This is a genomic window from Streptomyces sp. NPDC002520 (genome assembly GCF_053595235.1).
In genome coordinates this window covers 25461-37831 of sequence record NZ_JBSFXG010000043.1, presented here as the reverse complement: position 1 = coordinate 37831, position 12371 = coordinate 25461, and the positions used below count along the sequence as shown (strand labels likewise).

At 70.6% G+C, this 12371-nt stretch carries 13 protein-coding genes; 9 read left to right on the top strand and 4 right to left on the bottom strand.

The window, feature by feature from the left end:
* The first annotated feature begins 139 nt into the window (after positions 1–139).
* The 3 genes from ACWD5D_RS38030 to ACWD5D_RS38020 all read left to right on the top strand — a co-directional run bounded on the left by ACWD5D_RS38030 (position 140) and on the right by ACWD5D_RS38020 (position 4279).
* The gene (locus ACWD5D_RS38030; protein WP_451377374.1) at positions 140–985 is read left to right on the top strand and encodes an LLM class F420-dependent oxidoreductase; all 846 of its coding nucleotides are present in this window, start codon (positions 140–142) and stop codon (positions 983–985) included.
* A gap of 49 nt (positions 986–1034) precedes the next feature.
* Positions 1035–3620: a bifunctional FO biosynthesis protein CofGH gene (locus tag ACWD5D_RS38025; protein ID WP_451377373.1), complete on the top strand. Its 2586-nt coding sequence runs from the start codon at positions 1035–1037 to the stop codon at positions 3618–3620.
* Positions 3621–3715: 95 nt separating this feature from the next.
* Complete coding sequence (locus ACWD5D_RS38020; protein WP_451377372.1) at positions 3716–4279, top strand: hypothetical protein; 564 nt, start codon at positions 3716–3718, stop codon at positions 4277–4279.
* 6 nt (positions 4280–4285) lie between these two features.
* On the opposite strand, the gene ACWD5D_RS38015 is transcribed toward ACWD5D_RS38020, so the two are convergent.
* Positions 4286–4786: a DUF2165 domain-containing protein gene (locus ACWD5D_RS38015; protein ID WP_451377371.1), complete on the bottom strand. Its 501-nt coding sequence runs from the start codon at positions 4784–4786 to the stop codon at positions 4286–4288.
* A gap of 97 nt (positions 4787–4883) precedes the next feature.
* The gene (locus tag ACWD5D_RS38010; protein ID WP_451377370.1) at positions 4884–5219 is read right to left on the bottom strand and encodes a prevent-host-death family protein; all 336 of its coding nucleotides are present in this window, start codon (positions 5217–5219) and stop codon (positions 4884–4886) included.
* Positions 5220–5384: 165 nt separating this feature from the next.
* Here ACWD5D_RS38010 and ACWD5D_RS38005 point away from each other — a divergent pair, with 165 nt between their 5' ends.
* Positions 5385–5510, top strand: coding sequence for a hypothetical protein (locus ACWD5D_RS38005; RefSeq protein ID WP_451377369.1), 126 nt, complete (start codon positions 5385–5387; stop codon positions 5508–5510).
* Between the two features lie 3 nt (positions 5511–5513).
* On the opposite strand, the gene ACWD5D_RS38000 is transcribed toward ACWD5D_RS38005, so the two are convergent.
* Entirely contained in the window at positions 5514–5696 is a 183-nt protein-coding gene (locus ACWD5D_RS38000) for a DUF397 domain-containing protein (protein WP_451377368.1), read from the bottom strand.
* Positions 5693–6505, bottom strand: a complete 813-nt coding sequence (locus ACWD5D_RS37995) for a helix-turn-helix domain-containing protein (RefSeq protein ID WP_451377367.1) — start codon at positions 6503–6505, stop codon at positions 5693–5695. Before ACWD5D_RS37995 ends, ACWD5D_RS38000 begins: the two co-directional genes overlap by 4 nt.
* Before the next feature lie 405 nt (positions 6506–6910).
* On the opposite strand from ACWD5D_RS37995, the gene ACWD5D_RS37990 reads away from it, so the two are divergent.
* The 5 genes from ACWD5D_RS37990 (at position 6911) to ACWD5D_RS37970 (ending at position 12352) form a co-directional block, all read left to right on the top strand.
* The gene (locus ACWD5D_RS37990; RefSeq protein WP_451377366.1) at positions 6911–7726 is read left to right on the top strand and encodes a helix-turn-helix domain-containing protein; all 816 of its coding nucleotides are present in this window, start codon (positions 6911–6913) and stop codon (positions 7724–7726) included.
* Between the two features lie 39 nt (positions 7727–7765).
* Positions 7766–8023 carry a hypothetical protein gene (locus tag ACWD5D_RS37985; protein ID WP_451377365.1) on the top strand — a complete coding sequence of 86 codons (258 nt, stop codon included), beginning with the start codon at positions 7766–7768 and terminating at the stop codon, positions 8021–8023.
* A gap of 8 nt (positions 8024–8031) precedes the next feature.
* Positions 8032–8337 carry a hypothetical protein gene (locus ACWD5D_RS37980; RefSeq protein ID WP_451377364.1) on the top strand — a complete coding sequence of 102 codons (306 nt, stop codon included), beginning with the start codon at positions 8032–8034 and terminating at the stop codon, positions 8335–8337.
* Positions 8338–8537: 200 nt separating this feature from the next.
* Positions 8538–9653, top strand: a complete 1116-nt coding sequence (locus ACWD5D_RS37975) for an ADP-ribosylglycohydrolase family protein (protein ID WP_451377363.1) — start codon at positions 8538–8540, stop codon at positions 9651–9653.
* A gap of 443 nt (positions 9654–10096) precedes the next feature.
* Positions 10097–12352 (top strand): N-acetylmuramoyl-L-alanine amidase, encoded by a 2256-nt coding sequence (locus ACWD5D_RS37970; RefSeq protein ID WP_451377362.1) that lies wholly within the window; start codon positions 10097–10099, stop codon positions 12350–12352.
* The last annotated feature ends 19 nt before the right edge of the window (positions 12353–12371 follow it).

Genomic DNA, 12371 nt, shown 5'->3' with positions numbered 1-12371 from the left:
GTACAACGAAGAACACCCCACACTCGCTGTTAACCGGCGCCGCACCCGCCAACAGCAGGGAACCACCTCCCCACAAAAGGCGCCCCAATCCCGACCAGTCGGTATCGACACCGGGGCCCAACCTCGGTACAGATACCCCATGCGCATCTCCGTCACGATCTTCCTCACCGACGAGACCATCGCCCCCACCCCCCTCGCCCGCGAACTCGAGCAGCGCGGTTTCGCCGGGCTCTACCTCCCCGAGCACACCCACATCCCCGTCGAGCGCACCACCCCGTACCCCGCCGGAGGCGACCTGCCCCGCGAGTACGGCCGTACTCTCGACCCCTTCGTCGCCCTCGCCCAGGCCGCCGCCGTCACCCAACGCCTGGGGCTCGGCACCGGCATCACCCTCGTCGCCCAGCACGATCCCATCGCCCTCGCCAAGCAGATCGCCACTCTCGACCACCTCTCCGACGGCCGTCTCACGCTCGGCCTCGGCTACGGCTGGAACGTGGAGGAGGCCGCCGACCACGGTGTGGACTGGCGGACGCGGCGGGAGCTGGTCCGGGACCGGATGCGGCTGATGCAGACCCTGTGGGCGGGAGAACCGACCTCCTACGAAGGCGAGTTCGGGAGCGTACGGGCGAGCCACGCCCACCCCAAGCCGGCGCAGAAGCCGCGCGGCCCGGTCACCGGCCCGCGCACGCTCGTCGGCGGGGCGGCCGGGCCGAAGCTGTTCGCGCACATCGCCGAGTACGCCGACGGCTGGCTGCCCATCGGCGGCAGGGGTCTCGGCGAGTCCCTGCCGGTGCTGCGCTCGGTCTGGGCCGACGCGGGCCGGGATCCGGCCGCGCTCCAGATCGTCCCGTACGCGGTCCTGCCGACCCCGGGCAAACTCGCCCACTACGCCGAACTGGGCATCGAGGAGGTCGTGCTCCAGCTGCCGCCGGCGGGGGAAGCGGAGGTGCTGCGCGCGCTGGACGGTTATGCGAGCTTCCTGTAGGCGCGAAGGGAGCCCGCTGGCCTGATCAGCCCGAACGTATCCTCGAGAGATGACGACTTCCGCGACCTCCGGAACCGGCCCGACCGAGAACTCCATGCGTCGCGCCCTCAAACGCGCCCGGGACGGCGTCGCCCTCGACGTCGCCGAGGCCGCGGTGCTCCTCCAGGCCCGCGGCGAGGCTCTGACGGACCTCGCCGCGTCCGCCGCCCGGGTGCGGGACGCGGGTCTGGACGCGGCGGGCAGGCCCGGTGTCATCACCTACTCGAAGAGCGTCTTCATCCCCCTCACCCGGCTGTGCCGGGACAAGTGCCACTACTGCACCTTCGTCACCGTTCCCGGCAAGCTGCGCCGGGCGGGACACGGGATGTTCATGTCCCCGGACGAGGTGCTGGACATCGCCCGCAAGGGCGCCGCCCTCGGCTGCAAGGAAGCCCTCATCACCCTCGGCGACAAGCCCGAGGACCGCTGGCCGGAAGCGCGCGAGTGGCTGGACGCGCACGGCTACGACGACACCATCGCCTACGTCCGCGCCGTCTCCATCCGCATCCTGGAGGAGACCGGCCTGCTGCCCCACCTCAACCCGGGCGTCATGAGCTGGACGGACTTCCAGCGGCTCAAGCCCGTCGCGCCCTCCATGGGCATGATGCTGGAGACGACCGCCACCCGCCTGTGGTCCGAGCCCGGCGGCCCCCACTTCGGCTCCCCGGACAAGGAACCCGCCGTGCGGCTGCGGGTGCTGGAGGACGCCGGCCGCTCCTCCGTCCCCTTCACCTCCGGTCTCCTCATCGGGATCGGCGAGACCTACGAGGAGCGGGCCGAGTCCCTCTTCGCGCTGCGCAAGGTCTCCCGCGCCTACCACGGCATCCAGGAACTGATCATCCAGAACTTCCGTGCCAAGCCCGACACGGCGATGCGCGGCATGCCGGACGCCGAACTGGACGACCTGGTCGCCACGATCGCCGTCGCCCGGCACATCATGGGCCCGAGCGCCTGTCTGCAGGCCCCGCCGAACCTCGTGGACAGCGAGTACGAACGGCTGATCGGCGCCGGCATCGACGACTGGGGCGGGGTGTCGCCGCTCACCATCGACCACGTCAACCCCGAACGGCCCTGGCCGCAGATCGAGGAACTCACCGAGCGCTCCCGGGCCGCCGGCTTCGAACTGCGCGAACGCCTCTGTGTGTACCCGGAGTTCGTCCGACGCGGCGAGCCCTGGCTGGACCCGCGGCTGCGCCCGCACGTCGACGCCCTCGCCGACCCCGAGACGGGCCTCGCCCGCCCCGACGCGCTCCCGGAGGGACTGCCCTGGCAGGAGCCGGAGGAGGTGTTCGTGCCCTCCGGCCGTACGGAACTGCACGCGACGATCGATACCGAGGGCCGCACCTTTGACCGGCGCGACGACTTCGACGAGGTCTACGGCGACTGGGAGGCGCTGCGCGAGGCGGCGGCCCCCGGCATGGCGCCGGAGCGGATCGACACGGACGTACGGCAGGCGCTGCGCACGGCGGCCGACGACCCGACGAAGCTCACGGACGCCGAGGCCCTGGCCCTGTTCCACGCGGACGGACCGGCGCTGGACGCGCTGTGCCGGGTCGCGGACGACGTGCGCAGGTCGGCGGTCGGCGACGACGTGACGTACATCGTCACGCGGAACATCAACTTCACCAACGTCTGCTACACCGGCTGCCGCTTCTGCGCCTTCGCGCAGCGCAGGACGGACGCGGACGCGTACACGCTCTCCCTGGAGCAGGTCGCCGACCGGGCCCAGCAGGCCTGGGACGTGGGCGCGGTCGAGGTGTGCATGCAGGGCGGGATCCACCCGGACCTGCCGGGCACGGCGTACTTCGACATCGCGAAGGCGGTGAAGGAGCGTGTCCCCGGCATGCACGTCCACGCCTTCTCGCCGATGGAGGTGGTGAACGGCGCGACCCGCACCGGCATGTCCGTCCGGGAGTGGCTGTCAGCGGCGAAGGATGCGGGGCTGGACTCCGTCCCCGGTACGGCGGCGGAGATCCTGGACGACGAGGTCCGCTGGGTGCTGACCAAGGGCAAGCTGCCCGCGGCCACCTGGATCGAGGTGATCACGACCGCCCACGAGCTGGGCATCCGGTCCTCCTCCACGATGATGTACGGCCATGTGGACCAGCCCCGCCACTGGCTGGGCCACCTGCGCACGCTGGCCGGGATCCAGCAGCGCACGGGAGGCTTCACGGAGTTCGTCACACTCCCCTTCATCCACACCAACGCGCCGGTGTACCTGGCGGGCATCGCGCGGCCGGGTCCGACCATGCGGGACAACCGAGCGGTGACGGCCATGGCTCGCCTCCTCCTGCACCCGTACATCCCCAACATCCAGACAAGCTGGGTCAAACTGGGCGCGGAGGGGGCGGCGGAGATGCTCCGCTCCGGGGCGAACGACCTGGGTGGCACGCTCATGGAGGAGACGATCTCGCGGATGGCGGGCTCGTCGTACGGCTCGTACAAGTCGGTCCGGGACCTGGTCGCGGTGGCGGAGGCCGCCGGCCGGCCCGCCAGGCCCCGCACCACCCTCTACGGCGAGGTGTCCGAGGAGCGGCGGCGGGCGGCGCAGGCCTCGGACGGGCACCTGCCCGACCTGCTGCCGGTGCTGGACTGAGACCCGCTGCGGGTCCTCGACCGAGCCGGGACTGAGTACGATGATCGGACCCCAGTTCTGAGAAGGGGGACCCGTAGCGGAGGAGATGCGTACCCGTGGCTGCCCGACTGCCCTCGTGGGCCTGGGTCTCCGGACTGACGGTGGGTGCGACCGCCGCCGTCGTCGCCCTCGCCGTCCAGGCGGAACACGGGCCGCATCCCACGGCCGCGACGGTCAAGCCGAGCGCGTCGGCATCGGCGGGGGCGCACCCCTCCGCCACCCCGCAGCAGTCGGCTCCGCCCGCGGTGCCCGAGCATTCGGGCACCGGCCGCCGGATCGTGTACTCCCTCGCCGAGAAGCGGCTGTGGCTGGTCGACGCGACCGGCAGGGCCACGCGCACCTTCACGGTGTGGCCGGGCACGGTGAGCCCGCCGCCCGGCCGCTACTCGGTCATCAACCGCACGCCCGCCACCACCGGCAGCGACGGGGTGGCGATCGAGCACATCCTGTACTTCACCGCGGCGTCGGGCGTGGACATAGGCTTCTCCAACGCCATTGACGGCTCCTCGCCGCCGCCCGCGAACGGCAAGCAGACAGGCGGCATCCGCCTCCACAAGGAGGACGGAGCCGCGCTGTGGGCCTTCGGCGACTTCGACACCCGGGTGACGGTCGTCGAATAACCGGGTCTACTCGGCCCGTCCGCCCGGCAGCTGGTTGACGATCAAGGCCACCCCGCTCAGCAGGAACACCCGGGTCGCCGCGTCCAGCCCGTTCCAGGTCTTCGACTGCCACATGGCGAACCACTCCCCGCCGATGGCGATGAACCCGGCGCCGAAGAGCGTCAGCAGCATCAGCAGCCCGTAGGTGGACGCCCGCCGGGCCCGGTCGCCCCGGCCCCGCACCCACAGCCAGGTCCCCCAGATCAGTACGAGCGCCGCCACCGACTCCCACACGATGATCGCGACGTACGCGGCGTCCTGGAGCCCGGTCCCGGTGATCGCCCGCCCCATCAGGTCGTCGTCCCGGAACGTCGTGTCCATCGCGAGCACATGCCGTACGAACTGCTGGTTCGTCCCGAAGTCGGTGATGTTCCCTACGGCGACGAGGGTGATGTAGAGGGCGAGGATGCCGGTGAGCACACCGGCGGCCAGGGGGAGGCCGGTGTGGCGGGTGGGGGTGGTGGTCATTGCTGAATTCTCCCTGACAGAAGGGGAGTTCTCCCGATCGCTTTGCGTCAGAGTGGTTCCGTCGGGGGCGGAGCGGCGTCGGCGCCACGCTTCGGGCTCACGGCGCGGTCACCTCGCCGTGGTCCTCGTCCGGCAGTCGCCGGGTGAGCTGCGCGGCGATCTCGGGGTCGGCGAGGACACGTGCCGTCGCGCGCCATTCGACGACGATCCGGTGGAGATTGCCGTGAACGTCCCACTGTGCCGCGTCGTGCGTGGCGTCGATGAGTTCGGTAACGAGCTGCTTCAGCTCGTCCGCCGACAGGTGGCGGACCCACGGGAAGACCGAGGGGAGTGCGCGCAGTATGGCCCGCTCGCCGGCGTTGCTGCGGACGAGGGCGGCGAGAAGGCGAGCCGTGATGTCCGCCGTCTCCTCGCGCTGCTGGTCATGGCGCACTGTCGTCAGGTACAGGTCCTCACCGTCTTGGCGCGTGATGTGTACGCGCTGAGTCTGGTCGAGTGTTTCGGCAACGCGCTTCGAATTCTTCGAGAGCTCGGAGAAGGCGATCTGGTACTCACCCCTATGTCGTACTTCAGATGGGCCAGATGCGGGGGTGACTGGATGAGGCCGACGGGGCGGTGGGCGCAGGCGCTGGTGCAGGGGGGAGGGCGCGGCGAGCGCGTCGCCGACGCCCTCGCCGAGCTCTTCGCAGTGCGTGACGCCCCCCGCGCCCCGCGCGGGGACTGAGGCTCAGCGCCTCGCGAACGTCACGAACTCGGCCCAGGCGGAGCCCCTGACGGCGAGTTCGGCGGCTTCCTTGTTCTTGGAGTCGCGGATGTGGACGGTGGCGGGGGATATGGCTACTTCGACGCAGTCGGGTCCGTCGGCGCTGCTGTAGCTGCTCTTGAACCACTCCAGCGGCGTGGAGGTCATGTCTCTTCTCCCAGCACTTTCTCGATGAAGGCGAGGGACTCTCGGGGGGAGAGAGCCTGCGCCCGGATCATTCCATAGCGCATATCGAGGATCTGAACTTCCCTGGGATCACTGATCAGACGGCTGTGCAGCTGGACTTCCAGGTGTCCCACAGTCTTCCCGCCCCGGAGTTTCAGCAGCCGGATAGGCCCGCTCAGACCCGCGTGGTCCTCACGGTCCGTGGGCATCACCTGGATCTCCACGTGCGGCAACGTGCCGACTTCCAGGAGGTGTTCGAGCTGCTCACGTAGAACGGCCTTGCCGCCGACGGGACGTCGTAGGGTCACCTCCTCCTGGACGAACGTGATCAGCGGGCGTGGCACACGATCGAAGACGGCCTTGCGTGCCATGCGTGCCGCGACCAGCCTCTCGATCTCCTCCTCGGTGTACGCCGGCCGCCGCAAGGCGTGCACCGCCTGCGCGTACGCGGCTGTCTGCAGCAGACCGTGGATGTGGTTGCTGACGTAAGCCCCCATCTCAAGGGCCTCGTCCTCCAGCTTGGTCAGGTCCCGAACGTTCTTCGGGTACCTCGCCTTCACCACGTCTTCCTTCATCGCGGACAACTTCCCGCCCGCACCCAGCGCTTCATCGGCTGCGTCCAGGAACTCCGTCTGAGGGACCCGCACTCCGCGTTCCACCGCCGAGACCAGATCCGCGCCGTACCCGATCCGCGCGCCCAGCTCGCCCTGTGTGAGTCCGGCGGCCTCCCGCCACACCTTGATCTGCCGCCCGACCGTCCTGAGCACGGCCTCGGCCTCTTCGTCCTCCACGCTCACCCTCCGCGACTAGGTCGTCACTCATCAGCGTAGGGAGGGGCGGGAGTGTCGGGTGACCGGAACGAGAAATCCGACGTGCGACCGGGTCCCGGGTGCCCACGACCCGGTGAAGTCGGCGGACGCCGGGGCCCGCCGTGGACCGGACTCGCACCGGGTCGCGGTGGGCCACGACCCGGTCGGGCGCGACGTCAAAGACCAAAGAACCGGGGAAAGAACCAACCCCACCCCCACCGCCCCCGTCGATCACTCCCCGGAGTGAATATGCCCAACGCGGCTGGCGTGGCGGGGCAGTTGTGGTGCAGCGTCGGCGACGACAACACGTCCACACATGCATCGGCCCCCGCCGGGACTGGCATCCCACTGCGAGGGCCTGATCACCGAGGAAGAAGACGCTTCCCGATGACTAGCAAGCAGCGTAACGCGCCCGCGCACCCGAAGTCCGCCCGTTCCCACTACGGCGTCACCCATGTGAAGGAACCCCTCGACGCCAACTTCACCGTGCTCAGCAACGAGCTGCTCCAGCACCCGGAGTTGTCCGTCTTCGCGAGGGGCGTCGGGTCCTACATCCAGTCGCTGCCCGAGGGAGCCTCGGTCGGTATCAAGGACCTGGCGGCGCGGTTGCCCGAGGGAGAGATCAGGATCGCGGCAGCCCTGCGCGAGCTGGAGAAGTACGGGTTTCATCTGCGCGAGAGGGAGCGCCTTCCGTCCGGCCAGGTGGTGACCCGGACGTACGCGTACAACAGGCCGCGTCTCGCGATGCGCGAAGCCGCCCGAGCCCCTGAGGCAACCGCCCCCGCCCTCGCCTCCACCCCGCCGAAGACGCCCGCGCCTACGCCGTCGGGCAAGGCCGCCGAGCTGCTGGCCGGGCTCCGGGCGTACGACTCCCGGCTGATCCTCAGCGAGCGGGACGTACAGCGCCTGGCATCGTTCGTGTCCAGGTGGCTGGATCGGGGTGTCCCGCCCACAGCCGTCGTACGCGCGCTCACAGAGGGCCTGCCACGAGGGGAGATCAAGCATCCGGCCGCCTTCCTGGCCCATCGCCTCACCGCGCAACTGCCTCCCCATCTGCCGACCCCGGCTCGTGTTCCGCGCGACACGCCCGCACCGCCCCGCCGTGATCCGCTCCAGACCTGCGACGGCTGCGACCGGGCGTTCAGATCCGCTCGTCCCGGGCGCTGCCGCGACTGCCGAGCACTGGCTGGGAAAGCAGCTTGACCGGCCACCATGCCCCCTCAGGAGAGGAGTACCTCCAAGATGACCTACGGTTACCGTCCCCGGGACTTCAGGTACCGGACCACGCCCAAGGCACGCGTCTTCGCGGGGCATGAAGATCTCGCCCTGCACCCGGAGCTGTCCCTCATGGCGATCGGCGTCGGGGTCCTTATCCGGTCGTTGCCCGAAGGGGCTCCCATCAGCGTCGCGGCGTTGGCGGGACAGCTCCCGGAGAGCGAGTTCGAGATCGCCGCCGCCGTCCAGGAGCTGCGGAACCACGGCTTCCTGCCCAAGGCCTGACGGCTTCCGTGTCCGATCCGACGCCGGACGCCCTGCGGACCGAGGTCACGCGCATCGCGCCGAGCTCGATGCCCGCTCTCACCCAGCATCTTTTCGAAGCCGCGACGAACGCCCTCCAGACCCAGAGCCTCGCGCCGCTGCGTGCCTTCGTGCATTCCTGGGCCGTGTTCGTTGCCATCGAGGGGCATCCCGAACGCGCAGCCCGCCTGCGGGAACTGGAGCGCGTGGTGGATACGGGGGAGCGGGACCCGACGGCCGCCATCGAGGAGATCCGCAGGATCCGGGAGGCTGCCGAGGCGGAGGCGAGCTCCTGACGCCCTGGCATCAGTCCCCCCTTCCTCCTCCTCTCCTCCCCCCTCCTCACCCCTTCCTCCCTCCCCTCTCCCGCGAGGGCGAAGCGCTCATAGCTGTACGGGAATGACCCAGCGGGGCGGATTTGCCCCCGTGAATTGATCGACCCCGGTCGATTACAGTGCTGACGTCGTACGTGCGGACGGTGCCGTAGGAGGTCTGGGTGAGTGCGACAACCGGCGCGGTCTGGGGCCGCTCCGAGCAACAGGACTTCCGTAGCCGCGTGCGCGGCACCCTGCTCGGCACCGCCGTCGGGGACGCGCTGGGCGGGCCGGCCGACGCGCTGGACCTCGAGGAGATCCGCTCGGCGTACGGCGCGGAGGGCCTGCTCGACCTCGCTTTCGGGCACGGGCGGCGCGGTACGGTCACGCACCACACCCAGCTCACCCTCTTCACCGTGGACGGGCTGATCCGTGCGCAGGTGCGACGCGACACCGGGGCCTGGCATCCGCCGACGGATCTGCACCGGGCGTATCTGCGCTGGGCGGCCACCCAGCGGGACTGGGGCCCCGACGAACGCCGCAAGGACGACGGCTGGCTGGCCCGCGAGGAGTGGCTGTACGCCCGCCGCGACCCGGCCCGGTCCCTCCTCATCGGCTTCGGCGACGACACCATGGGCACGCTGGAGTCCCCCAAGAACCCCGGCGAACTCGGCCCCGAGGCCGTGGCCCGCTCCGCCCCCTTCGGCCTCCTCGTCGGCTGGGAGCCCCAACTCGTCCTCCAGCTCGCGGTGGAGTGCGCGGCACAGACCCACGGCCACCCCCTGGCCTGTCTCTCCGCCGGCGCCTACGCCGTCATCGTGCACGCCCTCGCCCGCGGTGAGAGCCTCGACGCCGCCGTCCAGCGCACCCTCTCCCTGCTTTCCGCCCGCCCCGGCCACCAGCCCCTCGCCGACGCGCTGCAGCACGCGCTGGGTGCGGTACGGCAGGGCCTGCCGAGCCCGGCGAGGGTGGAGGAACTGGCCGGCGACGGCACCGCGGACGGTCTCCTGGCCGCGTCCGTCTACTGCGCCCTGGTCTGCGAGGACGTACGCCACGGGCTCTGCCTCGCCGTCAACCAGAGCGGACCCTCCGCCGCGGCCGGCGCCATCACCGGCGGCCTCCTCGGCGCCCTCCACGGCGAAACGGCACTCCCCCCGGCCTGGCTCGCCGAGCTGGAGGGCCGCCCGACCATCCTGGAACTGGCCGACGACTTCGCCATGGAAATGACCCAGGGGCCCGCCCTGCACGGCCCCGCCGGGGCGTCACCGGGCTGGCTGACCCGCTACCCACGCGCCTGACCCGCTCACCGCCGCCTGGGACATCGGCGTCCACTCTCGTGTCTCGGCCTGCCTGTGCGGGCGCCGGGCCGGGCAGACGACGGGGGGATCGCGTCTGCCCGGTTCCCTGCGTGCGCATCCGCTCAGGGGGGCGAGCGAACACCACGGGACCGGTTCGACCGGTCCGCCAGGTACAGCGCACACGTCGCCACAGACGTCACACGGGGAGCGATGCGCGGGGAACCAGTTCCCACAGGCGACGCCCGCACTCCGACGAAGGAAGTGGTCTGCACCACATCTGGCCGCCTTTCCGTGACATCCGTAGCTCGGGAAGCGCTGATAGAAGCGGCAACCTCTGTGACAGGTGTGCCCCACGTGACTTTCCCGCCGGCCTTCTGCCGGCCTTCTATGGGGGTGGATACGTCGTGAGCCGTCGTACGTCGCATGCGTACAGACCGCTGAGCATGAAGCGACGGGCCTGGCTGACGCTGGGTGCCGTGGTCCTCGGAGCCGGAGGCGTGGTGACCTACGCGGTCGCCAGCCCGTCCGGCGATACCGGCGCGGCGGGCCGGGCCAAGAGGCCGGTGAAGGTTTTTGACCTGGCGCTGAAGGGCACCGGGAACGACAAGCGGGAGCTGCCGCGCACGGACACCGAGCAGTTCTCGATGCTCGGCGTCTCCTGGACGCGTGCCGCCGAGCGGCTGCACGGGACGGCCCAGGTGCGCACCCACAGCCTGAAGACCGGCGAGTGGTCGGCCTGGCAGGACCTTGAGGTGAACGTCGACCCGCTGGAGGACCCGACGGCACGAGCCGCCGCCCACGGCGCGTCCGAGCCGCTGTGGGTCGGCCCCTCCGACGGCGTCCAGGTGCAGGTCGTCCGCAAGAACGGCTCCGTCGCCTCCGCCCTGCCCAAGGGGCTCAAGGTCAACCTGGTCGACCCCGGAGTGGTGACCGAGGCCGAGACGAAGGCCGAGCCGGCCGGGTATGTGGCGGGGACCGTCGCCGACCCGAGCGCGTCGCCCACCGACTCCGTCTCCCCGAGCGACAGCACCTCGCCGTCGGACAGCGCGTCGCCGTCGGACAGTGCGTCGGCGTCTCCGAGTGACTCCGCTCCGGCGTCCGCGTCGGCCTCCACCTCGGCGAGCACGTCCCCGAGCGCGTCCGTGAGCCCTTCGCCCACCAGGCCCACCGCGCCGCCGTCCAGTGTGCCGCAGCCGCCGATCGTCTCGCGCGTCGGCTGGGGCGCCGACGAGTCGCTCAGCCCCGACCCGTCGGAGTACAACGCCGACGTGAAGGCCGTCTTCGTCCACCACACGGACGGGTCCAACACGTACTCGTGCGCCGACTCGGCGTCGATCGTGCGCGGCATCTACGCGTACCACACGAAGACCAACGGCTGGAACGACATCGGCTACAACTTCCTGGTCGACAAGTGCGGCACGATCTTCGAGGGCCGCAAGGGCGGCGTCGACCTGCCCGTGCTCGGCGCGCACACCTACGGCTGGAACCGGGAGTCCACCGGCATCGCGGTGCTCGGTGAGTACACCTCCACCGGCGCCTCCAACGCCGCGCTGGCCTCGGTCGCCCGGATCGCGTCCTGGAAGCTCGGCCAGTACGGCGCCGACCCCTCCTCGACCGTGAGCCTCACGGCGGGCGCGACCCAGCCGAGCGGCACGGGCCTCAGCTACACCGCGGGCAACAAGTACACCTTCAACCGGATCTCCGGTCACCGCGACGGCTACAACACCGCGTGCCCCGGCACCTCGCTCTACGGCCAGCTGCCGACCATCCGCTCCTGGGCGTCCGGCCCGGTGCAGGGGCTGAAGGTCACGTCGGTCAGTGGCGCGGGCCTTTCGGGCTCGACGTACTACACCAAGGGCGCCATCACCGCGAACTGGACGACCACCACGCCGGGCTCGCTGATCTCCAAGTTCGAGCTGCTGGTCGACGGCAAGGCCGTGGCCTCCGCCTCCGGCACCGCCACCTCGGTCGGCACCACCCTGGCCCTGGGCAGCCACACCGTTGCCGTGCGGGCCGTGCACCAGTCGGGCAAGACCACGACCACGGCCGCGCTGAACTTCGTGGCGGAGACGACCGCGCCGACCTTCACCACCGGCCCGAACCTCTCCCTGCGCACCGGTACCGTCAACACCACTGCCGTCCCGGTCACCCTCGGCTGGAAGGCCGCGGACAACACGGCACTGAGCTCGGTGAAGCTGCTGTCGCCGACGGCGGCCACCTTCGGCCCGACGACGACCAGTTCCAGCCGCACCGCCGCGTCCGGCACCGCCGCCACCTGGTCCATGCGGGCCTACGACTACGCGGGCAACTACCGCACGTCCTCCCCGGCCTTCACCCCGATGATCCTTCAGGAGACCTCGGCCACCAAGTCCGGTACCTGGACGGCCCGTTCGTCGACCAGCTACCTCGGCGGCAAGTCGTACTCCAGCGGCTCGAAGAGCGCGAGCCTGACGTGGACCTTCACCGGCCGCTCCGCGGCCTGGGTGGTCTCGCGCGCCTCCACCTCGGGCCAGGCGTACGTCTACGTCGACGGCGTCAAGGCCGCCACGGTCGACCTGAAGTCCTCCACCACCCTGTACCGCCAGGCGATCTGGACCAAGAACTGGTCCAGCAGCGCCAAGCACACAGTGAAGATCGTCGTGGTCGCCACCAGCGGCCGTCCCACGATCACCACGGACGGACTGGTCTACATCAAGTAGCCCCCTGACCCACAGCACG